This is a genomic window from Streptomyces zhihengii (assembly GCF_016919245.1).
Lineage (GTDB): Bacteria > Actinomycetota > Actinomycetes > Streptomycetales > Streptomycetaceae > Streptomyces > Streptomyces zhihengii.
The window spans coordinates 252,431-274,759 of record NZ_JAFEJA010000001.1 but is presented as its reverse complement, the minus strand read 5'-3'; the positions used below and the strand labels follow the sequence as shown (position 1 = coordinate 274,759).

Below are 22,329 nucleotides of genomic sequence, written 5' to 3'. Positions count from 1 at the left end.
CCGGATCGCGGGGCCGCCCGCCGGCCCCGGGTCGGGGGCGGTCGTGGGCGGTCCGGCGGGGAGGGGGTCAGTCGGCGCCCGCCCCGGGCGGCTGGGCCAGCCCGGCGGCGAGCAGGTCGAAGGTCCGGCGGAAGACGTCGGTGAAGGCGAGCCGGTCCCGCCGGGCGCACCAGTGCTCCACGGCGACCCGCACGGCGGCGGCGCCCACGGCGGCCAGCAGACGCGGATACAGCTCGGAGCCCGGCCCGCCGTCCCGCCCCGCCGTGCAGGGGTCCGGCGTGCCCTGCGCGTCCCCCGCCAGGGGCGGCGCGGCGGTCCCCGCGGGGTGCTCCGGCCCGGCGGCGGTGACCCCGGGGTCCTCCGTCACGGGGGCGGTCCCCGCGGGGTGCTCCGGCGGCGCTGCTCCCGCGGCGGGGTTGTCGGGGTGTCCGGGGCCCTGGGCGGGATCGGCTTCCGGGCCCGCGGCGGGCCCGGCGTGCTCCATGCGGGCGGCCAGGACGTCGGCGAGGTCGAGCTCGTCGGCCATGTGGGCGCCCAGGCTGCGGGCCAGCAGATGCGGCGACCGGTGCAGCACCTCCGCGCGCAGCGCCCACAGCTCGTGCTGCTCCTCGACCTCGGCCAGCTCGGCCGCGAGCGCGTCGCGCAGCACCTCCAGGGGCGGCACGGCGGGCGGCGCCTCGCGTACGGCCCGGCGCACCCGGGCGCTCGACTCGGCGTCGATCATGACGAACACGTCGTCACGGGTGTCGAAGTAGTTGAAGAACGTGCGCGGGGAGACGCCCGCGGCCTCGCTGACGGTCTCCACGGTGACGTTCTCCGCCCCGTGCTCCGCCGCGATCCGCAGCGCCGCCTCCACGAGAGCGGCGCGGGTCGCCCGCTTCTTGCGCTCCCGCAAACCGTTGCCCGCGGCACTCTTCTCCGTCACGGGCTGCATGATATGCAAAAGTGCAGACCCTGCAAAAATATTTTCGCCACCCCGCTCCGGCCGCCCCCGTCACGGCGTCCGCGCGAGCCCCGCGCCGTCCCCGTCACGGCTCCCGTATGAGGCATGAGCCCCGCGCCGCCCCCGCCTCGGCAGGAGGCCCGCGCCGCTCCCGCCCGGGCTGCCCGGCCACGGCGGCGGGACCATCATGGATCCATGAGCGCTTCCCGTTCCGACACCGAGACGGCCCGGCACGAACTGCTCCCCGAACTGCCGGAGGACTGGCAGCGCTGCCTCGCCGTGGCGGCCCACCCGGACGACATCGAGTACGGCACCGCCTGCGCGGTCGCCCGCTGGACCGGCCAGGGCAAGACCGTCACCTATCTCCTCGCCACCCGCGGCGAAGCCGGTATCGACGCCATCGAGCCCGAGCGTGCCGGTCCGCTGCGCGAGGAGGAGGAACGCGCCGGGGCCCGGGCGGTCGGCGTCGGTGTGGTGGAGTTCCTCGACCACACCGACGGAGTGATCGAGGGCGGCCCGCGGCTGCGCCGGGACATCGTCCGCGCCGTCCGCCGCCACCGGCCCCAGGTCATGGTGTCCGGCGACTTCGGCGTCCGGATGGTCGGCGGGATGACCAACCAGGCCGACCACCGCGTCGTCGGCCTCGCCGCGCTGGACGCCGCACGGGACGCGGGCAACCGGTGGGTCTTCCCCGAGCTCGCGAACGAGGGCCTCGAACCGTGGGGCGGCGTCCGGCTGGTGTGCTTCGCCGGCGCGGCCCGGCCGACCCACGGCGTCGATGTCACCGGCCCGCCGCTGGACGCCGGCATCGCGTCGCTGGAGGCGCACGCCGAGTACACCCGCGGACTCGGCGAACGCGGCTTCGAGGCGCGCCCGTTCCTGACCTGGATGGCGCGCACGAGCGGCCCCGCGATCGGCGCGGAGGCCGCGATCCTCTTCGACGTCCACACCCTCGTCCCGGACGGCCCGCCACCCTGGGTGTGATGCCGCGGACGTGGGTGTGCCGCTCGCGGCACGCGGACCTCATGCCGGAAGCCGCCTCGGCGTGCGGCCCCCGAAGCCTCAGATCCGGCCGATGCCCAGGGTGTTGGTCGCGGGCAGCAGACCGGTGCCCAGCACCGCGACCCAGGGGTCACCGAGGAGTTCGGCCAGCCGTGCCGTGCCGTCCGGGCCGAGCACGGCCCAGGGCGCGGCCGCCGAGGCGTCGGTGCGCTGCTCGATCCGGGACCGCAGCGCGCGGCCGGCGTCGGTCGCCGCCCCGTCGGCGTCCATCAGCCCGCGCACGACGAGCCGTTCGGCCGCCGCGCTCCATTCGGCGTCGGTCCAGCCGCGGCTCGCGAAGGTCTCCGCCGGGGCCGCTCCCACGGACGCGAAGGAGACGAGCGATTCGACGGGGTCGAGCCCCGCCTCCCGCAGTGCGGTGACATGGCCGTCACCCCGGTGCTCGCGCAGGACGGTCGCGGCCTGCCAGAGCACCAGATGCGGCTCCTCGGGCCAGGGGAGGGCGGCGTTCGGCGCGGCGAGGGGGCGTCCGGCGGTGTCGGCGCCGGCGGCGGCGCGACGGGCCAGGGCGGCGGCCTCGGCCAGTGCGTGCGACCCCGCCCCCTCGCCCAGCACCGCGCGGTAGACCTGATCCACGGCGCGCAGCCGGGCCGCGAGGACCTCCGCGGGCGGGGCGGTCCGCCAGGCGTCCGGCACGTACCGCTCGACCATCCGCGGGCTGAAGCTGTGGAACGCCTCGGTCACGTCCCCGGCCCCCGCCTCGCCCAGGGGCGCGGCGCGCCAGGCGAAGTAGGCGGGCCAGCGCTCGTCGACCGCGAAGCCGAGCGCCGCCGCCTGGTCGAACGCCTGCGGCGCGTAGTACAGGACGGCGTGCAGCGGTTCGAGCAGGTGCCACATCCGGCGCACCTGTCCGAGGTCCTCGCCCGTCGAGTCGCCCGTGTTCGTCACGTTCGCCGCCTCCGCCGCCTCCGCCGCCTCCGCCGCGTTCATCGCGTTCATCGCGTTCATCGCGTTCATCGTGCGATCCCCCTTCCGGGCCGGAACCCCCGACCCGACTTGTCACTGACAAGATTGCGCACGGCGACCGAACTTGTCAACGACTAGATGGCGGCCGTGCGCGGTGTGAGCGGCGGCCCACGGGCTTCGAGCGGCGGCGCGGGGGTGTGCGCGGCGGGCGCGCGGGCGTGAGCGGCGGGCGCAAAGCTTCGAGCGGCGGCCGCCGCCGGACGCCCCGGGGTCCGCGCCCGGGTTTCTTCCGTGTCGGGCGCCCGTCAGTTCGCGGGCGCCGGCGCCCGCCCCCAGGCGGTGAGCATCCCGGGGGAGAAGCCGGCGAACTCAGCGGCTCCGAGGCTGCGGAGGGCCTCGTCCAGGCCCTCGTCGTCCACCAGGCCGGTGGCCGTCATGGCGTCCCTCGACCGCTCCCAGGTGTCCGCCCAGAACCGGCTGATCGGGCTGCCGGCCTCCAGGGGCGGGACATGGATCTCCGCGGCGACGGACTCCAGCCCGGCCTCGGTCAGCAGGCGCGGGCAGTCCGGCACCCAGGACACGTTGGTGCCGATGGTGTCCCGCAGGCCCCGCCACATCGCGCGCACCGCGGCGGTCACGGGCCCGTCGGGCGCGGCTCCGGTCGTGAGGTCGACCGCGTCGCCGACCACCAGGACCCCGCCCGGCGCCAGGAGGCCCGCCAGGCGTGCCGTCATCCGTGCGGGGTCCGGCAGGTGCATGAGGACGAACCGCGCGTGCACCAGGTCGAACCGTCCCGGGTCGAAGCCGTCGGCGAGGACGTCGGCCTCCAGCGGGGTCAGGCCCTCCGGCGGATCCTCCGCCAGGAAGCGGGTGTCCCGGTCGACCGCCACCACCTCCGCGACGCCCGCGTCCCGCAGCAGCGCCCGGGCCACGCTGCCGGTGCCGGCGCCCACGTCGAGGCACCGCCACCCGGGGCCCGCCCCCAGCCGCCGCAGCCTGGCCAGGGTGATCGCGTCGTAGGCGAGGGCGCCGTGATCGATGCGGTCCGCCTCGCCGCTGTCCCCGGGGCGGAAGATCCGTTCGCCGTAGTGCCCCTCGCCGCCGGGCGGCCGTTCACGGTCCGCCGAAGAGGTCTCCACTGCCATGCCCCCATGGTCCCGCCGGCCCGCGCCGCCCGCAGCACGGGAGGAACGCCGCCGCCCGCCGAGGCCCCCGAGTTCATCCGATGTCTCGGCGGCTCCGTCATATGTTCCTCGATCGGTGCCGTCACCACCTCGGGTCGCCTCCTCGGCTTCCTGCCGCCCGTGTCCCGGATCGTTCCGGTTCGAGGCGGGCCGATCCCGTCGAATCCCGCGATACATCCGATGTCTGTCTTGCCTTGGAGGGTATCCGCTGCCTATCGTCGGGGCCGTCCGGCAGCAAGTCCCGCCGAAAGGACCCACGTTGCCCACAGACACCCCCCGGGTGACCGCGATGGAGACCTACGACATCCGCTTCCCGACCTCGCGCGAGCTCGACGGGTCGGACGCGATGAACCCGGACCCCGACTACTCCGCCGCCTATCTCGTTCTGCGCACCGACGCCGGCGACGGTGTGGAGGGGCACGGCTTCGCCTTCACCATCGGACGCGGCAACGACGTCCAGGTCGCCGCCCTCGACGCGCTCCGGTCGCATGTCACCGGCCGCCCGGTCGCCGAGCTGTGCGCCGACCCCGGATCGCTCAGCCGGGACCTGAACGGCGACAGCCAACTGCGCTGGCTCGGCCCCGAGAAGGGCGTGATGCACATGGCGACCGGCGCCGTCGTCAACGCCGTCTGGGACCTCGCGGCCAAGCGCGCCCGCAAGCCCCTGTGGCGGCTGCTGGCCGACGCCGAGCCCGAATGGCTCGTCTCCCAGGTCGACTTCCGCTACATCGCCGACGCGCTCACCCCGCAGGAGGCCCTGGACCTGCTGCGCCGCGGCCGGGAGGGCCGCGAGGCCCGCGCGGCCGACCTCGTGCGCCGCGGCTACCCCGCGTACACCACGTCGCCCGGCTGGCTCGGCTACTCGGACGCCCGGCTGACCCGCCTCGCCGAGGAGGCCGTCGCCCAGGGGTTCACCCAGATCAAGCTGAAGGTCGGGGCCGATCTGGAGGACGACGTCCGCCGCTGCCGGGCCGCCCGCGCCGCGATCGGCCCCGGCGTCCGGCTGGCCGTCGACGCCAACCAGCGCTGGAACGTCGACGAGGCCATCGCCTGGACCAAGGCCCTCGCCGCCTTCGACCCGTACTGGATCGAGGAGCCCACCAGCCCCGACGACATCCTCGGCCACGCCGCCATCCGCAGCGCGGTCGCCCCGGTGAAGGTGGCCACCGGCGAGCACGCGCAGAACCGCGTCGTCTTCAAACAGCTCCTCCAGGCCGGGGCGATCGACGTCCTCCAGCTCGACGCCGCCCGCGTCGGCGGGGTCAACGAGAACCTCGCCATCCTGCTGCTGGCCGCCAAGTTCGGCGTCCCGGTCTGCCCCCACGCCGGGGGAGTGGGACTGTGCGAACTCGTCCAGCACCTGGCGATGTTCGACTACGTCGCCCTGTCCGGGACCACCGAGGACCGCGTCATCGAATACGTGGACCACCTCCACGAGCACTTCGTGCACCCCGTGCACGTGACCGGCGGGCGCTACCGGGCGCCCTCGGCCCCCGGCTTCTCCAGCGCCATGCACCCGGCGTCGATCGCGACCTACACCTATCCGGACGGCACCTTCTGGGCGGCCGACCTCATCAGCGGGGGAGAGACGGCATGAGCGGCGGACTCGACGGACTGCGGGCCCTGGTCACCGGCGGCGCGTCCGGCATCGGGCGTGCCACCGCCCGACTCCTGCGCGAACACGGCGCCGAAGTCGCCGTGCTCGACCTGAGCCCGTCCGACCTCCCCGCGGGCGTGCACGGCTTCACCGCCGACGTCGGCGACCGCGAAGGCGTCACCGGCGCCGTGACGGCGGCCGCCACCGCGCTCGGCGGGCTGGACATCCTCGTCAACAACGCCGGGATCGGCGCCGCCGGCACCGTCGAGGACAACGACGACGACGAATGGCGGCGGGTCCTGGACGTCAACGTCCTCGGCATCGTCCGCACCACCCGCGCCGCCCTGCCGCACCTGCGCGCCTCCGCCCACGCCTCCGTCGTCAACACCTGCTCCATCGCCGCCACCGCCGGACTGCCGCAGCGCGCCCTCTACTCGGCGTCCAAGGGAGCCGTCCTCGCCCTCACCCTCGCCATGGCCGCCGACCACGTCCACGAGGGCGTCCGGGTCAACTGCGTCAACCCCGGCACCGTGGACACCCCGTGGGTCGCCCGGCTCCTCGACGCCGCCGACGACCCCGCAGCCGAACACGCCGCGCTCAGCGCACGGCAGCCCATCGGCCGCCTGGTCACCGCCGACGAGGTCGCCGCCGCCATCGTGCACCTCGCCGGACCGCAGTCGTCCGCCGTCACCGGCACCGCGCTCCCCGTCGACGGCGGGATGGCCTCCCTGCGGCTGCGCCCCCGGGCACGGTGAGCCGTGCGCACCCGCAGCGGCGGCCGCGCCGGCGTGCCCCTCACCCGCCTGCTGCTGGGCGCCGCCGGCATCGGCAACCTCTACGCACCGGTCACCGACGAACAGGCGGCGGCCACGGTGGACGCCGCCTGGGACGCCGGCGTCCGCGCCTTCGACACCGCGCCCCACTACGGACTCGGCCTCTCCGAACGGCGCCTGGGCGCCGCGCTCCGGCACCGCCCGCGCGACACGTACACCCTCTCCACCAAGGTCGGCCGGCTGCTCGTCCCCACCCCCGGCGCCACCGGCGACGACCTCGCCAACGGCTTCGCCGTGCCCGCCACCCACCGCCGGGTCTTCGACTTCGGCGCCGACGGCGTCCGGCGGAGCATCGAGGCGAGCCTGCGGCGGCTGGGCACCGACCACATCGACATCGTCCACCTCCACGACCCCGACGACCATGTGGAACAGGCCCTCACCGAGGCGTACCCGGCCCTCGAACGCCTCCGCGGCGAGGGCGTGGTCCGGGCCATCGGGGTCGGGATGAACCAGAGCGCCGTGCCCGCCCGCTTCGTCCGCGAGACGGACGTCGACGTCGTCCTCGTCGCCGGCCGCTACACCCTCCTCGACCAGACCGCGCACACCGACCTGCTGCCCGAGGCCCACCGGCGCGGCGTCCCGGTCGTGCTCGGCGGCGTCTTCAACTCGGGCCTGCTGGCCGCCCCCACACCCCGCTCCACCTACGACTACACGCCCGTCCCCCCGCCACTGCTGCGGCGCGCCCTGCGGATGCAGGAGGTCTGCGCCCGGCACGGTGTGCCGCTGCGCGCCGCCGCCGTGCGCTTCGCGCTGGCGCACCCGGCCGTCGCCGGCGCGCTGATCGGGGCGCGCGACGCCGCCGAGATCACCGACGCGGCCGACCGGCTGGCCGCGCCCCTGCCGGGGGAGCTGTGGCGGGACCTCCGGTCCGAGGGACTCCTCCCCGGCGACGTCCCGGTGCCCGCGGAGGCCGACCGGTGAGCGCCCGGCGCTCGGGGGCGGGACGGCCGCCGGAGCGGCCCGAGACCGGGGCCGGCCGCCCGGCGCACCCGTCCGACGCCGGGGCCGGAAGCCCGGCGCACCGCCCCGAGACCGGAGCCGGACGCGCGCCGGACCGGCCTGATGCCGGGGCCGGACGCCCGGCGCACCCGTCCGACGGCCAGGCCGGCCAGACACCGCACCCGTCCGACGCCCGGGCCGGCCACGCGTCGCCCCTGCCAGACACCCCGCCCGCCCCGCGGGTCGTCGACGCCCACCACCATCTGTGGGACCGCTCCGCGTTCGACCTGCCCTGGCTGGACGATCCCGCCCTTGAGCCGATCCGCCGCGACTTCCTCCCGGCCGACCTGGCACGGGCCACGGCCGGGACGCCGGTCGACGCCACGGTCCTCGTCCAGACCGTCTGCGACACCCGGGAGACGCTCGCGTTCCTCGCCACGGCCGGTGCGAGCCCCCTGATCGCGGGCGTCGTCGGCTGGACGGACCTCACCGCCCCCGGCGTCGCCGACGACCTCGCCGCGCTGCGGGCCGCTCCCGGCGGGGACCGCCTCGTGGGCATCCGCCACCAGGTGCAGGAGGAACCCGACCCCGGCTGGCTGCTGCGCCCGGACGTCGGCCGGGGGCTCACGGCGCTCGGTGCGGCGGGCCTCGTCTACGACCTGGTCGTGCGCCCGCACCAGCTCCCCGCCGCCCGCGCGGCCGCCGCCCGCCACCCCGGCGTCCGCTTCGTCCTCGACCACGCGGGCAAACCACCCGTCGCCACGGGCCGGTTGACGCCGTGGGCGGGCGAACTCCGCGCGTTCGCCGCCCTCCCCAACACCACCTGCAAGCTCTCCGGTCTCGTCAGCGAGGCCGACCGGGACGCCTGGACCGTCGCCGGTCTGGCGCCGTACGCCGACACCGTCCTCGACGCCTTCGGCCCCGGACGGGTGATGTTCGGCTCCGACTGGCCCGTGTGCCTGCCGGCCGCCGGATACACGGAGGTCCTGGACACCGCCCGCGCGCTCACCGCCCGGCTGGACCCCGGGGAGCGGGAGGCGTTCCTCGCCGCCACGGCGACCCGCGTCTACGGTCTGCGACCCGTCGGCCCCTGAGCCCTCCCCAGGACGTGATCCGGAGCGCCAGGGGCTGTTTTCGGACGGTTCCGCGCATCCGGCGTTCCGCCGTCCTGCCCGTCAGTAGCGTCCTGATCACAGGCGGGCCGGCCGCGACCGGCCCGGCATCCACGATCGAGGGAGTGGGCACAGATGGCGAACGTCGAGACGTCTCTGAAGGAGGCGATGACCATCGAGGGCAGTGTGGGGGTCGCCCTGGTGGACTACACGAGCGGTATGGCCCTCGGCACGCTCGGCGGCGGCAAGGACCTCGACCTCACGGTCGCCGCCGCGGGCAACACCGATGTGATCCGGGCGAAGCTCCGCGCGATGGACATGCTGGGGCTCAAGGAGGAGATCGAGGACGTACTCATCACTCTCGGCAGCCAGTACCACCTGATCCGGCTGCTCAGAGGGAAGGGCGGCAACGGACTCTTCCTCTACATCGTCCTGGACAAGGGGAGGTCCAACCTGGCCATGGCCCGCCACCAGCTCAAGCGGGTCGAGGCGGAACTGGAGCTGTAACCCTTCGCCGTACGATCCGGCCCCGCACGCCCACGAGTTGCAGAAGTCTTCAACTCGGCACATCCGAAAATGGTCAGACGTGGGTGGGGGCGGGGCCGGACGCGGCAGGATCATGACGTCGGCCATCGGGCACCCGGCAGACCGGGCTGCCGCCCCCCACCAGCGACCCAGACCCGGCAGGAGCGTTGTCGCATGCAGGTACCGCTGTACCAGGCCAAGGCGGAGTTCTTTCGCATGCTCGGGCACCCCGTGCGCATCCGCGTCCTGGAACTGCTCCAGAACGGCCCCGTACCCGTACGCGAACTGCTCAACGAGATCGAGATCGAGCCCTCCAACCTCTCCCAGCAGCTCGCGGTGCTGCGGCGCTCCGGCATCGTGATATCCATCCGCGACGGCTCCACCGTCAGCTACGCCCTGGCCGGCGGCGACGTGGCCGAACTCCTGCGTGCGGCCCGCCGCATCCTCACCGAACTCCTGGCGGGCCAGAGCGAACTCCTGGCCGAACTCCGCCACGCCGACACCCCCGGCTGACCGCCCCGGCCGCCCCCGTTCCGCGCACCCCCGGCCGCCCCGGCCACCGCACCCCCCGGCCCCCACACCCCCCGGCCGCCCGGGCCCGTCCCGGCGCGAGCGGCCGAAAGCAGTTGTGGGAGCGCTCCCAATGGGGAAATCATCCCGGACATGGAGCACACATCCGCCACCCCGGCCGGCGGCGCCGGCACCCCGTACATCCGCCGCTACCGCCCCGCCGACCACGCGGCGCTCGCGGAGATATGCGTCAGGACGGCCCACGAGGGCGGGGACTCCTCGGCCCTCTGCCCCGACCCCGGCCTGATGCCCTCGGTCTTCGCCCATCCCTACGCCGCGCTGGAGCCGGACTTCGTCTTCGTCCTGGACGACGGCGCCGGGAACGCCGTCGGCTATGTGCTGGGCGCGCCGGACACCGTGCGCTACGCCGAGCGCTTCCGTGCCGAATGGCTGCCGACGGTGAGCGCGCGGTTCCCGCTGCCCGAGGGGGAGCCCCGCACCCCGGCCGAGGAGATCACCGCCTTGCTGCACCGCCCGGAGCACATGGTCCGCCCCGAACTCGCCGGCCACCCCGCCCATCTCCACATCGACCTGCTGCCCCCGTGGCAGGGCCGCGGCCACGGCCGCGCGCTGATGCGCACCCTGCTGGACGCCTTCCACGAGGCCGGCGTCCCGGCCGTGCACCTGTGCATGGTGCAGGCGAACACCCGGGCCAGGGCGTTCTACGACCGGCTGGGCTTCCGGCTGTTGCCGATCGCGGACCCGGCCCCGATCTGGTACCTCGGCAGGCCGACGGCCCGCGACGCCGCCCTGTGACGGCGGGCGCCGCCCTCCGCGCTCACCGCGGTGCCCGCGCGGCGTAGTGGTGGGCGCGCACCCGGCGCAGCCATGCCTCCGCCGGCGCCTCGTCGGGCCGGTCGGGCAGCGGGCTCCGTGCCTCGTCGAACGCCCGCTCGTAGGAGGCGAGCAGCGGCAGTGCCTGCGCCGGGTCGTCGGCGACCCGCTCGCCGAACGCCCGGAAGGCGTCCGGGTCGTCGAGCCGTATCTCCAGCCGCCCGGTGGTGTAGAGGCCCAGGCCCTGGTGGCACAGGCGCATCAGATGGCGGGCGTGCTTGGCCGTGCGCCCGCGTGCCTCGGCGGGCAACGGCCCGTGCGCGGCCCGGTCGGTGAGCCGCTTGGCCTGCTGGGTGGCGTAGCCGAGATAGGCGTCGCGCACCCGTTTCGCGGAGAGCAGTGACGACCGGATGGCGATGAGCTCGTCGCCCAGCGGGGTGCGGACCTCGTACAACTCGTCGGGCAGCCAGACGAGTTCACCGGCCGTCGGGTTGCCGCCGAGGGCGAGCCGGCACCACTTCGCGGCCTCGTGCAGCGTGCGGTCGGGTGCGCTGGTCACGTACGAGGCCCGGGGCGCGTGCAGCCCGTGGAAGTCCTCGGTGGGCGCCGCGAACACCCCCAGCCGGTCGATGTCCGACCCGGCGTGCGCCAGGCCGTACGCGGTGGAGCCGACGATGCCGGACAGCAGGACGGAGTGCGGGGACAAGGCTGCTCCTCGGTGGTGTCGCGGGCGCAGCCCGTCCGGAACGTGTTCCGTGCAGGATGGCCCGCCGGGCCCGCTCTCCGCCTCCCGTTTTCCCGCCGGACCGCGGTCCGGGGCGCCCGTACCGCGGGTGCCCCGGCGGTCGCGGAGCCGGTGTCGGCCGAGTTCGTCTCAGCCGAGTTCGTCGGGGTGCGGGCCCGTCCGCAGACCGCGGTCGAGGCCGGCGATCGCGCTCATCTCGTCGTCGGACAGCGTGAAGTCGAAGACGTCGATGTTCGCGCGGATGCGCTCCGGGGTGACCGACTTGGGGATCACCACGTTGCCGAGCTGGAGGTGCCAGCGCAGCACGACCTGCGCGGGGGACTTCCCGTGGTCCGCCGCGATCGCGGTGAGCGTGTCCTCGGAGAGGACGGCGCCCTGGGCGAGCGGGCTCCACGCCTCGGTGGCGATGCCGAGTTCGGCGTGCAGCGCCCGCAGTTCGGCCTGCTGGAGGCCGGGGTGGAGCTCGATCTGGTTGACCGCGGGGACGAGGGAGGCGCCGTCGAGCAGCCGGCGCAGATGGCCGGGCCCGAAGTTGGAGACGCCCGCCGTGCGCACCCGGCCGTCGGCCACCAGCTTCTCGATCGCCCGCCACGACTCCCGGTAGAGGTCCTGCGCCGGGGCGGGCCAGTGGATCAGGTAGAGGTCGACATGGTCGAGGCCGAGCGCCGCGAGGCTGGTGTCGAAGGCCCGCAGCGTGGCGTCGTGGCCCTGGTCGGCGTTCCACAGCTTGGTCGTGACGAACAGCTCCTCGCGGGGGACGCCGGAGTCGGCCAGCGCCCGGCCGACGCCCCGCTCGTTGCCGTAGACGGCGGCGGTGTCGATCGAGCGGTAGCCGGCCTCCAGGGCGGCGGCGACCGCGGTGGTGGTCTCGTCGTCGGGGACCTGGAAGACGCCGAAGCCGAGCTGGGGGATCCGGGCGCCGTCGTTGAGGAGGACGGTGGGGACTGTGGTCATCGCACTGTTCCTTGAGCCGATTGCGTGAGGGGGTTACGCTCGCCCACAATAATTGCAGACGCGGGCTATGCGCAAACGCCGCGCGAATCGGTCCGTGCGGTGCCGGGCACCGGCACCGCACGGAGCGCCCCGGGAAACCGGCCGGTCAGTGGGCGCCGTCCAGCAGGGCGCGCTGCCCGGCGGTCAGCTCCAGGTCGACGGCCGCCAGGTTCTCGTCGAGCTGGGCCACGGACGACACACCGGTCAGCGGCACCACCGGGACCTCGCCGCCGATCAGCCAGGACAGCACCACCTGGTTGGCCGTGGCCCCCGTCTCCGCCACGACCTCCCGCAGCGCCGCCAGCCGTGCCGGTGTGCCGGCGTGGTCCAGATCCGGGCCGAGCGGCTTGTCGTCGCGGACGTACGCACCGGCGAGCAGCGGGGTGTACGCCACCAATGTCAGCGCCGGCTCCGCCCGGACGTAGCTCAGCAGGTCACCGCCCGCGACCCCGTAGGAGCCGTCGGCGGAGAGCGCGTCCGACAGGTCCGTCCGGCGGCGCAGATAGCTGTGGCTGTACTGGAGGACCTCGAAGCCCGGCAGGCCCCGCGCGGCCGCCGTGGCACGGGCGCGCTCCACCTTCCACGCCCAGTGGTTGCTGACGCCGAGCAGGCCGACGGAGCCCTCGGCGACCAGTGCGGCGAACCCCTCCACGGTCTCCGCCAGCGGCGTCGCCGGATCCTCGATGTGCGCGTACAGCAGATCCAGCCGGTCCGTCCCGAGCCGCTCCCGGCTCTGCTCGGCGGCGATCCGTACGGCTCGCGCGGACAGCCCCTCGCGGTTCTCCACGTATCCCGTCCCGGGGGCGAGGGGGCGGGCGCCCATCTTGGTCGCGATCACGACCTCGTCGCCGATGCCCCGGCTGCGCCGCCACCGGCCGATCACGTTCTCGCTCGCGCCGCCCTGGCTGCCGTCCTCCCAGTACGCGTAGTTGTTCGACGTGTCGATGAACGTGCCGCCCGCCTCCACGAACCGGTCCAGGATCGCGAAGGACGTCTTCTCGTCGGTACGGGTGCCGAAGAGCATCGCCCCGAGGCTGAGCACGCTGACCCGCCGGCTGGTCGCGGGGTCGCTGCCGATCGTGCGGTACTTCATGGGGGAGCCCTCTCCTCGTGCCGCGAGCCCCGCTGCTGCGGGCCTCGGAGGGAAGACTCCTTCTTCGAGTGCACGCGAAGTCAAGCGCCGGCCGCACCGGCCTTCCGGAATCTGTCCGTCCGCCCGCCGCGCCCCGCCCGCGGGCCGTGACCTTCCGGCGGCCGAGCCGAACGGGGCCCGCCGCAAACGCGGTTGACGCCGGCGCGCGCGGTCCGGTCTCCTGGCGCGATGTCCGAACTCGTCATCCGGCGGCCCGCCGACGACGCCGCCCTCCGGGACTGGCGCTACGTCCACAACGTCGTCATCCCCACCCACCCCCTCTCCCTCGACGACGCACGCGACCGCAGGGAGCGGCACCGCCTGGAAGTCGCCTACCGGGACGGCGAACTGGTGGGGTGCAGCACCGTGCGCCCGCCGTCCGAGGACACCGGGGCGGCCACCGTGATCGCCCGCGTCCTCGCCGCCCACCGCCGCCGGGGGCTCGGCGAGGTCCTCTGGGCCCGCGGCCTCGCCCACGCCCGCGAGCTGGGCGCCCGGACGATCGAGACGGTCGTCCTCTCCTCCAACGAGGACGGCCTCCGCTTCGCCCTGCGGCACGGGTTCACCGAGACGGAGCGGTACCTGCTGCCGGGCGACACCGTCCCCTGGATCGACCTCCGGCTGTCCGGGAGCTGAGCACGCGCGCGGCGCGCCCCGTCAGGGAGCGCCGCTGTGCGGGCGCGCCGGGGTGCCGAGCAGTTCGGCGAGCCCCCGGCGGGTGGCGGCGATGACCACCCGGTCCTCCGACCGCAGCACATAGCCGGGATGCAGGTCCCACAGGAGCTGGGGCTCCTCGCCGCCGTGCTGCACCGCGCCGAGGTCCGGATGCCGGGCGGCCGGCACCGCCGTGTCCAGCGCCAGGATCCGCCACGCCCCGGGGCGGAACGCCTCGGCGACGGTACGCCCCTCCAGCTCGGGCGTGCCGCTGACCCGGACGACGGCGAACAGCAGGACCCGCCGCTCCACCGGTATGGCGCCCAGGACATGACGTCCCATCATCGCCGCGGCGAACGCCGGGGCGGCGAGATGCGTCACGCTGCGGCTGCGGGTGACGGCCCCGGGGTGGGCCGCCCGCAGCGTGCGGTAGACGGCCGTGGCGAACTCGTCGTCGTACAGCCGCAGCGCGACCCGCAGATCGGGCTTGACCGTACGGGCGTACAGCGTCGCCTCCAGATTGGTGGTGTCGGAGCTGGTGAGGGCCAGCAGCGTGTGCGCGCGGTGGACCTTCGCGGCCTCCAGCACCCCCTCCTCGGTGACGTCCCCGAGGACCACGGGCACGGCGAGGCTGCGCGCCAGCGCGATCCCCCGGGCCTCCGGGTCCTCCTCCACGCACACGACGGGGATGTCCAGCTCCCGCAGCCGCGCCAGCACCCTGGCGCCGATCTTCCCCAGCCCCAGCAGCACGATGTGCCCGGACAGCCCCCGCGGCGGCCTGCGCAGCGCCCCCGTCGCACGGAAGGTGCCCAGCGCCTCCAGCGCTCCGGCGACCAGCAGCGGCAGCAGGGCGAGACCGACCAGCCCCGCCAGCAGTTGCAGGATCTGACGCGTCGTCGACTCCCCGACCGCGGGATCCCCGATCGCGAACAGGTCGAGCAGCGTCAGATACGCGGCGTGCACCGGATCCGCGTCGGTGACCACCGACGCGGTCACGCTGAGCGCCAGCACCGAGGCGACGATGCCGGCCAGCGCCCACCGCAGGCGCCGCGAGAACACCGCGCCGAGCGGTGCGCCCCGCCGCGCGAGACGCCGCAGCGGCAGGGCCGGGCCCGCGTGCCGCACGGTCTCCAGGACGACCGTGCCCCGGTCCGCCGCGTCGCGCACCGTCGCGTCGTCGGGCAGCAGCAGCGGGCTCTGGGACCCGCTGGAGTCCGAGCCCTCCGAGCCCGCGGGGTCGGCGGTGGAGGACGAGAGCAGCGCCAGGGTGCACAGCCCCGGATCCGGCACCTCACCGGGACGCGACGGGGCCCGCTCCACGGCCCGCAGCAGCAGCCCGTCCGCCTGGACGACCTTGCTGGTGCCGCCGGCCGCCGTGGCGGCGAGCGCCGGGGCCGCGGTGTCCGCGTCCGAGAGCACCGTGGTGGAGGCGTCCAGGAAGGCGCGGTCCACCCCGGGCATCGCCAGCAGGGCGGCCTGGTCCAGGAGTTGCTCCATGTGCTGACCGAGCTTGCGGTTGTACATCCGCACCACCAGGCGCAGCCCGGGACTGAGCCGGCGCGCGGCGAGCGCCGCCCGCAGGTTGGCCTCGTCGTCCTCGTAGAGCAGCGCCAGCGAGGCGGCCCGGTCCACCCCGGCCCGCAGCAGCGCCTCCTCGGTGGGCTCGGCCGACACGACCTCCTCCAGCGGGAGCCGCAGACCGCCGCTGGTGTCGTCGGGCGACGGCACGGGCCGCCGCAGCGGAGCGACGCCGAAGCGGCCCGCCGCCCGCGCGAGCCGCGACGGATCGCCGCTCTGCCCACCGGTCAGGGCGTCGGGCACGACCAGGACCACATGCGCGCGGTAGACGTCCTGGAGCTCCACGGCGAGCCGGTGCGCCAGGGCGTCGTCCCCGCAGACCACCATGTGCCCCGCCGGGCGGCCGCCCCGGTTCTGCCGCGGCACCGTCATCGCCTGTCCCCCTTCGCCCCCGGCCGCACGGCCGGCGCCCCTGCCCGTCGCGACGCGCACAGGAGAAGGCCCCGCCCCGGCGCGGGCCGGGCGGGGTGCCGGGGGAGTGGTGGCGGGTGCCGCGCGGACGCCGGGCCGCCGGTGGCCGACGGGGGAGGCACCGCCGACTCCCTTTCCCGGCAGGGCACTTGTGCGGTCCCGGCAAGCTTCCCATCCGCCCGCACCCGCCCGCACTTCCGGATCCCGGCAATCCTGACGGGCTCCCGGTGCCGCGCTCGCGCGGTGCTCCGGCCGGCACCGCCGGCCGATGGCGGACGGGGCCGTGGACGGGCGCGCTCCGACCGGTCCGGGAGTGCCTCAGGCGGCGGGGCGCGCCGCGGCGGCCGTGGGCTCCAGCCGGTCCCGCAGCCGGTGCAGACCCCGGCGCGCATGGCTCTTGACGGTGCCGAGCGGGATGCCCGTGCGGTCGGCGATCTGAACCTGCGTCAGGTCCTCGTAGTAGGCCATGCGCAGCACGTCCCGCTGCTGCCGCGGCAGCCTGGCCAGCTCGTCGACGAGCAGGACCCGGTCGAGCACACCGTCCGCGGTCTCCTCGCCGTCCGGCGGCGACGGCGTCCGCGGGGAGTGGGCGGCGGCCTCGGCGAGGCGCAGCCGGCGGGTGCGCGCGGCCAGCGCGTCCACCGTCTTGCGGCGGGTGATCCCGACCAGCCAGGACCCCAGCGCGCCGCGCAGCGGATCGAACCCGGCACGTCCGCGCCAGGCCGCCAGGAACACCAGCTGGGTCACGTCCTCCGCCTCGCGGGTGTCGCCGAGCGTGCGCGCGGCGAGCGTGTGCACCATCGGTCCCCAGCGCCGGTACACGGCGGCGAAGGCCGACTCGTCGCCCGCGAGCAGGCCCCGGGCGAGCTCTTCGTCGGCGGGCCCGCCGTCCGGCGCGGCGCCCAGCCCGGTGGTCCCTGGCCCGCCGTCCGGTGCGGCGCCCAGCCCGGTTGCCCCTGGCGCGGCGCCGCCGCCGGGGCCCTGCGCGGGCGGCGGCATGTCGGTGCGGGTCGACGTCTCGTCCATGGTGTCGTTCCTCCTGCCCGGCCGGCGTCTCGCTCGGGGCCGCATCCGCCCGAGGGGCGGCACCCTGCGCCGAAGCAGCGCGTGCCCTCAGTCTCCGGCGATGAAACGACGCACTCAACGCGCATCGATTGTGCGTCGGAAAGCCGGTACAGTCGTCGTATGAGCGACGACGCCGCCGACGGACAGCAGCAGGAGGCCGGGCTGACGACGGGCGAGGTCGCCCGCCGTCTGGGCGTGGCGCCGACCACCGTGCGCTCCTGGGACCGGCGCTACGGACTGGGCCCCGCCGGCCGCGTCGGGGGCCGGCACCGCCGGTGGACGCCGCTGGACGTCGCGCTCCTGGAGCGGATGTGCGCCCTGACGGCCACCGGCGTCCCGCCCGCCGAGGCCGCGCGGCTCGCCCAGGACCCGTCCCGCCCGGCCCCGCCGCCCCGGCCCGCCCCCGGCGGCACACCGGCCGACCGGCCCGCCGCGGCCGCCCGCGCCCATGCCGGCATGCGGCTCGGCGACGCCCGCCAGGAGTGCAGGGGCCTGGCCCGCGCCGCGCTGCGGCTCGACGCCGTCGCCCTCGACGAACTGCTGAACACCGCCGTCGAGACCTACGGCCTCGTCACCGCCTGGCACGAGATCCTGATGCCCACCTTGCAGGCCGTGGGCCGTAAGTGGGAGTCCTCAGGCGAGCGCTACGTCGAGGTCGAGCACTTCCTGTCCTGGCACGTGGCCTGCGCACTGCGCCGGGCCGCGCCCCCCGTCGCCGACGGCCTGGACAGCGGCAAGGTGCTGCTGGCCTGCGTGCCCGGCGAGAACCACACCCTGCCGCTGGAGGCGCTCAGCGCCGCACTCGCCCAGCGCCGGATCGCGGTGCGGATGTTCGGCGCCGCGCTGCCCGTCGAGGCCCTGGTCGAGGCCGTCCGGCGGACCGGCCCCGCGGTCGTCGGCCTCTGGGCCCAGTCGCGGACCACCGCGAGCCAGCCGCTCGCCCAGCACGTGGCCGACATGCGGTGGGGCGTCCGCGGCTCCCGCAGACAGGCCGCGGTCATGACCCTCGGGCCGGGCTGGGCCGGCAAACCGGTCGGCGGCACGCTCAGACCCCCGGGTCTCGCGGAGGCCGTGGACGCCGTGGAGGCCCGGGTACGCGGTTGACCCGGGTACGCGGTTGACACGGCGTCACCCGATCCGGGCCGGCCCCGCGGTGGGTACTGGCCCCGGAGCCCGCGCCGTGATCCGCTGGGCCCAGCGCTCGCGGCCCGTCCCCTACCCGACCACGACCGCTCCCGTCACCCGTCGCCCACCCCCGTCGCCCGGCGCGCGCCGCCCGCCCGGCGGCGCGCTCACCGGCGGCGCCCTCGCGAAGGACACCAAGGACACCGATGACGACGCCTCCCCGACCCTCCTCCGCCCCCGACACCGTCGTCGTCGGCGCAGGCCTGGCAGGGCTCGCCTGCGCGCTCGACCTCTGCCGTGCCGGTCTCCGCGTCCGCCTGCTGGAGGCGTCCGACGGCGTCGGCGGCCGGATGCGCACCGACCGCAAGGACGGCTTCCTCCTCGACCGGGGGTTCCAGGTCTTCAACACCGCCTACCCCCAGGTCAAACGACGCGTGTCCCTGCGCCCGCTGCGTCTGCGCCCCCTCACCCCGGGCGTGGTGGCCCACACCCCGGCGGGGCCCGTCCGGCTCACCGATCCCACCCGCCGGCCCCGGGAGGCCGCCGCCCTGCTCCCCGGCCGGGGCCTGTCCGCCCGTGACCTGGCGGCCCTCGGAGCGCTCACCGCGCGCGACACGTTCCCCCCGGCCCGCCTGCTCACCCGCGGCGCCGACCGGACGACGCTGAGCGCGCTCCACCGCGCCGGCCTGTCCGAACAGGCCGTCGACGACCTGTTGCGCCCCTTCCTCGCCGGGGTGTTCCTGGAGTCCGGACTGACGACCTCCGCCCGCTTCTTCCACCTGGTCTGGCGGAGCATGGCCCGCGGCACCCTCTGCCTGCCCGCCGAGGGCATCGGCGCGGTGCCCGCCCAGCTCGCCGCCCGCCTGCCCGACGGGGTGCTGCGCCTCGACACCCCGGTGGAGGCGGTCACCGACTCCGGGGTGCTCCTGGCCGACGGACGCGAACTGCCCGCCGCGAACGTCGTCGTCGCGACCGACCCCGCCACCGCCGGGCGTCTCGTCCCGGGCCTCGACGTGCCCGCCACCCGGACCGTGACCACCTACTACCACGCGGCCGAACGCTCGCCCCTCGACGAGCCGACCCTGATGGTGGACAGCACCCTCGCCGTCCTCAACACCTGCTTCCTCACCGAGGCCGTCCCCGGCTACGCCCCGCCCGGCACCTCGCTGATCTCGACCTCCGTCCTCGGCGGCGACCGGCCCGGTGCCGAGGAGGCGGTTCGCCGGCGGCTCGCCGACCTGTACGCAGCCGACACCCGCGACTGGCTGTCGGTGGCCACCTTCACCGTCTCCGGTGCGCTGCCCGCGATGCCGCCGCCGTGGCCGCTGAGCCGCACCACACGGGTCGCCCCCGGCCGCCATGTCTGCGGGGACCACCGGGCCACCGGCTCGGTCCAGGGCGCCCTCGCCTCCGGCACCCGGGCGGCCCGCGAGGTGCTGGCGGGTGTGGTGGGCCGCTGACCTGCGGACAGCGGCCCGCCGCATCCGGGGCCCCGCGCGAGGCCGAAGCGTTGACGACGGGCCCCGACCGCTCACGCGGAGCGCGGACCGGCCCGTGGCCGGCGTGCGCGGTGCGCGGCGTCCGGCCCCTGTCCGACACACCGTCCCGGAGGCCGGCCGTGGAGATCGACGGTTCCCATGTACTCGTCGCGGGCGCGACCGGAGCGATCGGCACGGCCCTCTCCGCCGAACTCGCCTCCCGCGGCGCCCGGCTCGCACTCGCCGGGCGCGACCCGGGCCGGCTCGCGCGGGCCGCGCGCACGCACGGAGCCGCCGCGACCGCGGTCTTCGACGCGTACGACCCCGGATCGTGCGCGAGCGCCGTGCACCGGGCCGCCGAGGAACTCGGAGGACTCGACGCCGTGGTGACGGTGTTCGGCACGGTCGCCTTCGGGACGGCGCCGAGCGTCGGCGACGAGGTCGCCGAGCATCTCCTCGCGGTGAACGCCCTCGCTCCCGCCGCCTTCCTGCGCGCGGCCCTGGGGACCCTGCGGGACGGCGGGGCGATCGCCGCGGTGACCGGCGTGGTCGCCGAGCGGCCGATGCCGGGCATGGCCGACTACAGCGCCTCCAAGGCCGCCCTCGGTGCCTGGCTGGACGCCGTGCGCCGTGAGACACGTCCCCGGGGCGTGCAGGTGCTCGACATCCGCTTCGGCCACCTGGACACCGGCTTCGCCGACCGCCCGGTCGCCGGCACCGCCCCGCCCCTGCCGCCCGGCGGCGACCTCGGCGCGGCGGTCCGCGCCGTCGCCGACGCCCTCCACTCCGGCGCCGACCGCGTCGTCACCGCCCCGGACGGCACCTACGCCCCCGAACGGCACGCCCGCTGACCGGGTCCTCGACACGCCGCCTGACCGGCCAACACGAAAACGCCGCCTGGTCGGCCAACACACCGCCTGACCCGGCTCCCGGGCACGCCCGCTGACCCACCGGGCACGCCCACTTACCCGCCCCACCACACGCCGCTGACCCGGCCTCGCGCGTACCCGGCGACGCTCCGGGGCGTCCGCAGGGGCGGGGCCGGGTCCACCTCCCGGAACCGCCCGGTGGCGCTGTCAGGTGCTCGGTGAGCACCGGTCGAGGGCGCCCGCGGGCGCCGCGGGCCGTCGCCGGGGCCCCTCCTGGCCGTGCGGCGGAGGCGGTCGCGGTGCCGGGCCCGGCACGCGCCGGGTCCACACCTGTTTCGGCGCCGGACGGCCCGGCGGATGCGGCCGCTCCGCGCGGCGGGCCGTGCACAGCCGTGCGCGGCCGTGCACGGGCGCGGTCAGTCGCGGCCCCGGGCGTGCCGGAAGCGCGCCAGGCCGTCCGCGAGGTCGACCAGCGGCTCCGGGTAGTCGACCGCCGCGCGCTCGCCCTCCGACATCCGCCACGGCTCGTGCACGAACCGGTCGTCGACGCCCCGCAGTTCCGGCACCCAGCGCCGCACATAGGCGCCGCGCGGGTCGAACCGCTTGCCCTGGACCACCGGGTTGAGCACCCGGTGGGGGCGGGTGTCCGTGCCCGTTCCGGCGACCCACTGCCAGTTGAGCTGGTTGTTGACGACGTCCCCGTCCACCAGCAGGTCCAGGAAGTGCGCGGCGCCGACCCGCCAGTCCACGTAGAGCGTCTTGGTGAGGAAGCTCGCCACCAGCAGCCGCGCCCGGTTGTGCATCCACCCCTCGTGGCGGAGCTGGCGCATCGCCGCGTCCACCACCGGGTATCCGGTGCGGCCCTCGCGCCACGCCTCGATCTCCTCCCGGGCCTCGTCCGTCCGGCGCCACCGGTCGTGGCGGGTGCGGTAGTCCCCGGACGAGGCGTCCGGCCGGGCGGCGAGCACCTGGTGGTGGAAGTCCCGCCAGCAGAGCTGCCGGACGAAGGCGTCGGCCCCCGGCCCGCCGTGCGCCCGGGCCCGCTCCACCAGTTCGACGGGGGAGAGGGCGCCGAAGTGCAGGTACGGGGAGAGCCGGGACGTGCCGTCACCGGCGAGGTCGTCGTGCATGTCCTCGTAGGAGTCCAGCCCCGACCGCTTCCAGCTCAGGAAGCGGTGCCGGCCCGCCGTCTCCCCGCCCTGCGGGAGCGCCGGCGAGACGCCCTTGACCGCGCTGCGGGCCGGCAGCCGCTTGCCCCGCACCGCGTCGGGCACCCGCACCGCGCGGGGCGCGCCGCCCGCCGGCCGCAGCCGCTCCTGGGACCAGCGGCGGAGGTAGGGCGTGAAGACGGCGTAGTGGTCCGACCCCGTGGGGGTGACGGCGCCCGGGGCCACGGCCGTGATCACGGTGTCGTGCACGTGCAGGGCGACGCCCATGCCGTCGAGTTCGGCCCGCAGGGCCTCCTCGCGGCGGTGCGCGTAGCCGGTGACCCCGGCGGCGATGTGCACCTCGCGCGCCCCGCTCTCGGCGACGACCGCCGCCACCTCCCGGACCACCGGGCCCGAACGGACCACCAGCCGTCCGCCGCGCTCGCGGAGTCCCTCGTCCAGATCGGCGAGGCAGTCGGCGAGGAACGCCTGCCGGTTCGGCGCGTCGAACCCGGCGGCGGCGATGCCGGGGTCCAGCACGAACAGCGGCACCACCTCGTCGGCGGCCCGCTGCGCCGCGCGCAGCGGCGGATGGTCGTGCAGACGCAGGTCCGAGGTGAACAGGACGACCGCGACGGTCATGGCGCCACTCCTGGTGCTCCGTGTGTACGGCCCGGTACTCCGGG

20 protein-coding genes and 2 pseudogenes are annotated in these 22,329 nt (G+C 75.9%); 12 read left to right on the top strand and 10 right to left on the bottom strand.

The features are described 5' to 3' along the window. Window positions 1-67 precede the first annotated feature (67 nt). A pseudogene (locus JE024_RS42240) lies at window positions 68-250 on the bottom strand (acyl-CoA-like ligand-binding transcription factor); the annotation flags it as partial. 177 nt (window positions 251-427) lie between these two features. Continuing rightward, window positions 428-934 (bottom strand): annotated as a pseudogene (locus JE024_RS40800) (TetR/AcrR family transcriptional regulator); the annotation flags it as partial. 204 nt (window positions 935-1,138) lie between these two features. Here JE024_RS40800 and JE024_RS01185 point away from each other — a divergent pair. Continuing rightward, window positions 1,139-1,927, top strand: a complete 789-nt coding sequence (locus tag JE024_RS01185) for a PIG-L deacetylase family protein (protein ID WP_205371765.1) — start codon at window positions 1,139-1,141, stop codon at window positions 1,925-1,927. Between the two features lie 78 nt (window positions 1,928-2,005). Here the strand turns inward: JE024_RS01185 and JE024_RS01180 are convergent, their stop codons facing one another. After that, the gene (locus JE024_RS01180) at window positions 2,006-2,842 is read right to left on the bottom strand and encodes an SCO6745 family protein (protein ID WP_205376294.1); all 837 of its coding nucleotides are present in this window, start codon (window positions 2,840-2,842) and stop codon (window positions 2,006-2,008) included. Window positions 2,843-3,216: 374 nt separating this feature from the next. Beyond that, window positions 3,217-4,056: a class I SAM-dependent methyltransferase gene (locus JE024_RS01175; protein WP_205371764.1), complete on the bottom strand. Its 840-nt coding sequence runs from the start codon at window positions 4,054-4,056 to the stop codon at window positions 3,217-3,219. A 328-nt stretch (window positions 4,057-4,384) separates the two neighbouring features. Here JE024_RS01175 and JE024_RS01170 point away from each other — a divergent pair, with 328 nt between their 5' ends. From JE024_RS01170 to JE024_RS01140, 7 genes are all read left to right on the top strand, one after another. Then, window positions 4,385-5,692, top strand: a complete 1,308-nt coding sequence (locus JE024_RS01170) for an enolase C-terminal domain-like protein (RefSeq protein WP_205376293.1) — start codon at window positions 4,385-4,387, stop codon at window positions 5,690-5,692. Then, complete coding sequence (locus tag JE024_RS01165; protein WP_205371763.1) at window positions 5,689-6,447, top strand: SDR family NAD(P)-dependent oxidoreductase; 759 nt, start codon at window positions 5,689-5,691, stop codon at window positions 6,445-6,447. The genes JE024_RS01170 and JE024_RS01165 overlap by 4 nt, the downstream gene beginning before the upstream one ends. Window positions 6,448-6,450: 3 nt before the next feature. Beyond that, on the top strand, window positions 6,451-7,446 hold the full coding sequence (locus tag JE024_RS01160) for an aldo/keto reductase (RefSeq protein ID WP_205371762.1): 996 nt from the start codon (window positions 6,451-6,453) through the stop codon (window positions 7,444-7,446). 233 nt (window positions 7,447-7,679) lie between these two features. Further along, complete coding sequence (locus JE024_RS01155; RefSeq protein ID WP_205376292.1) at window positions 7,680-8,558, top strand: amidohydrolase family protein; 879 nt, start codon at window positions 7,680-7,682, stop codon at window positions 8,556-8,558. A gap of 153 nt (window positions 8,559-8,711) precedes the next feature. Beyond that, window positions 8,712-9,083, top strand: coding sequence for a hypothetical protein (locus JE024_RS01150; RefSeq protein WP_205371761.1), 372 nt, complete (start codon window positions 8,712-8,714; stop codon window positions 9,081-9,083). 192 nt (window positions 9,084-9,275) lie between these two features. Further along, a complete protein-coding gene (locus JE024_RS01145; RefSeq protein WP_205371760.1) occupies window positions 9,276-9,614 on the top strand; it encodes an ArsR/SmtB family transcription factor in 339 nt (112 codons plus the stop codon). 150 nt (window positions 9,615-9,764) lie between these two features. Further along, window positions 9,765-10,427: a GNAT family N-acetyltransferase gene (locus JE024_RS01140; RefSeq protein ID WP_205371759.1), complete on the top strand. Its 663-nt coding sequence runs from the start codon at window positions 9,765-9,767 to the stop codon at window positions 10,425-10,427. A 22-nt stretch (window positions 10,428-10,449) separates the two neighbouring features. Here JE024_RS01140 and JE024_RS01135 read toward each other — a convergent pair whose 3' ends face one another. From JE024_RS01135 to JE024_RS01125, 3 genes are all read right to left on the bottom strand, one after another. After that, window positions 10,450-11,151: a nucleotidyltransferase domain-containing protein gene (locus JE024_RS01135; protein ID WP_205371758.1), complete on the bottom strand. Its 702-nt coding sequence runs from the start codon at window positions 11,149-11,151 to the stop codon at window positions 10,450-10,452. Between the two features lie 168 nt (window positions 11,152-11,319). Further along, entirely contained in the window at window positions 11,320-12,144 is an 825-nt protein-coding gene (locus tag JE024_RS01130; RefSeq protein ID WP_205371757.1) for an aldo/keto reductase, read from the bottom strand. 145 nt (window positions 12,145-12,289) lie between these two features. Next, on the bottom strand, window positions 12,290-13,276 hold the full coding sequence (locus JE024_RS01125; protein WP_205371756.1) for an aldo/keto reductase: 987 nt from the start codon (window positions 13,274-13,276) through the stop codon (window positions 12,290-12,292). A 228-nt stretch (window positions 13,277-13,504) separates the two neighbouring features. On the opposite strand from JE024_RS01125, the gene JE024_RS01120 reads away from it, so the two are divergent. Continuing rightward, window positions 13,505-13,951, top strand: coding sequence for a GNAT family N-acetyltransferase (locus JE024_RS01120; RefSeq protein ID WP_205371755.1), 447 nt, complete (start codon window positions 13,505-13,507; stop codon window positions 13,949-13,951). A gap of 21 nt (window positions 13,952-13,972) precedes the next feature. Here JE024_RS01120 and JE024_RS01115 read toward each other — a convergent pair whose 3' ends face one another. Continuing rightward, the gene (locus JE024_RS01115; protein WP_205376291.1) at window positions 13,973-15,874 is read right to left on the bottom strand and encodes a potassium channel family protein; all 1,902 of its coding nucleotides are present in this window, start codon (window positions 15,872-15,874) and stop codon (window positions 13,973-13,975) included. A gap of 402 nt (window positions 15,875-16,276) precedes the next feature. Next, window positions 16,277-16,984 (bottom strand): sigma-70 family RNA polymerase sigma factor, encoded by a 708-nt coding sequence (locus JE024_RS01110; RefSeq protein WP_244882487.1) that lies wholly within the window; start codon window positions 16,982-16,984, stop codon window positions 16,277-16,279. A gap of 159 nt (window positions 16,985-17,143) precedes the next feature. Here JE024_RS01110 and JE024_RS01105 point away from each other — a divergent pair, with 159 nt between their 5' ends. From JE024_RS01105 to JE024_RS01095, 3 genes are all read left to right on the top strand, one after another. Further along, on the top strand, window positions 17,144-18,127 hold the full coding sequence (locus JE024_RS01105; RefSeq protein WP_205371754.1) for a MerR family transcriptional regulator: 984 nt from the start codon (window positions 17,144-17,146) through the stop codon (window positions 18,125-18,127). A gap of 227 nt (window positions 18,128-18,354) precedes the next feature. Continuing rightward, entirely contained in the window at window positions 18,355-19,608 is a 1,254-nt protein-coding gene (locus JE024_RS01100; protein WP_205371753.1) for an NAD(P)/FAD-dependent oxidoreductase, read from the top strand. 158 nt (window positions 19,609-19,766) lie between these two features. Beyond that, window positions 19,767-20,477 (top strand): SDR family NAD(P)-dependent oxidoreductase, encoded by a 711-nt coding sequence (locus tag JE024_RS01095; RefSeq protein ID WP_205371752.1) that lies wholly within the window; start codon window positions 19,767-19,769, stop codon window positions 20,475-20,477. Window positions 20,478-20,911: 434 nt separating this feature from the next. Here JE024_RS01095 and JE024_RS01090 read toward each other — a convergent pair whose 3' ends face one another. Further along, window positions 20,912-22,285, bottom strand: a complete 1,374-nt coding sequence (locus tag JE024_RS01090; protein WP_205371751.1) for a cryptochrome/photolyase family protein — start codon at window positions 22,283-22,285, stop codon at window positions 20,912-20,914. Between the last annotated feature and the right edge of the window lie 44 nt (window positions 22,286-22,329).

Excerpts from the sequence above, each read along its gene's own strand:
- JE024_RS01090 (WP_205371751.1), bottom strand. The coding sequence starts at position 22,285 with ATGACCGTCGCGGTCGTCCTGTTCACCTCGGACCTGCGTCTGCACGAC.
- JE024_RS01100 (WP_205371753.1), top strand. The coding sequence starts at position 18,355 with ATGACGACGCCTCCCCGACCCTCCTCCGCCCCCGACACCGTCGTCGTC.
- JE024_RS01115 (WP_205376291.1), bottom strand. The coding sequence starts at position 15,874 with ATGGTGGTCTGCGGGGACGACGCCCTGGCGCACCGGCTCGCCGTGGAG.
- JE024_RS01145 (WP_205371760.1), top strand. The coding sequence starts at position 9,276 with ATGCAGGTACCGCTGTACCAGGCCAAGGCGGAGTTCTTTCGCATGCTC.
- JE024_RS01125 (WP_205371756.1), bottom strand. The coding sequence starts at position 13,276 with ATGAAGTACCGCACGATCGGCAGCGACCCCGCGACCAGCCGGCGGGTC.
- JE024_RS01180 (WP_205376294.1), bottom strand. The coding sequence starts at position 2,842 with ATGTGGCACCTGCTCGAACCGCTGCACGCCGTCCTGTACTACGCGCCG.
- JE024_RS01170 (WP_205376293.1), top strand. The coding sequence starts at position 4,385 with ATGGAGACCTACGACATCCGCTTCCCGACCTCGCGCGAGCTCGACGGG.
- JE024_RS01175 (WP_205371764.1), bottom strand. The coding sequence starts at position 4,056 with ATGGCAGTGGAGACCTCTTCGGCGGACCGTGAACGGCCGCCCGGCGGC.
- JE024_RS01185 (WP_205371765.1), top strand. The coding sequence starts at position 1,139 with ATGAGCGCTTCCCGTTCCGACACCGAGACGGCCCGGCACGAACTGCTC.
- JE024_RS01150 (WP_205371761.1), top strand. The coding sequence starts at position 8,712 with ATGGCGAACGTCGAGACGTCTCTGAAGGAGGCGATGACCATCGAGGGC.
- JE024_RS01105 (WP_205371754.1), top strand. The coding sequence starts at position 17,144 with ATGAGCGACGACGCCGCCGACGGACAGCAGCAGGAGGCCGGGCTGACG.
- JE024_RS01140 (WP_205371759.1), top strand. The coding sequence starts at position 9,765 with ATGGAGCACACATCCGCCACCCCGGCCGGCGGCGCCGGCACCCCGTAC.
- JE024_RS01110 (WP_244882487.1), bottom strand. The coding sequence starts at position 16,984 with ATGGACGAGACGTCGACCCGCACCGACATGCCGCCGCCCGCGCAGGGC.
- JE024_RS01165 (WP_205371763.1), top strand. The coding sequence starts at position 5,689 with ATGAGCGGCGGACTCGACGGACTGCGGGCCCTGGTCACCGGCGGCGCG.
- JE024_RS01120 (WP_205371755.1), top strand. The coding sequence starts at position 13,505 with ATGTCCGAACTCGTCATCCGGCGGCCCGCCGACGACGCCGCCCTCCGG.
- JE024_RS01130 (WP_205371757.1), bottom strand. The coding sequence starts at position 12,144 with ATGACCACAGTCCCCACCGTCCTCCTCAACGACGGCGCCCGGATCCCC.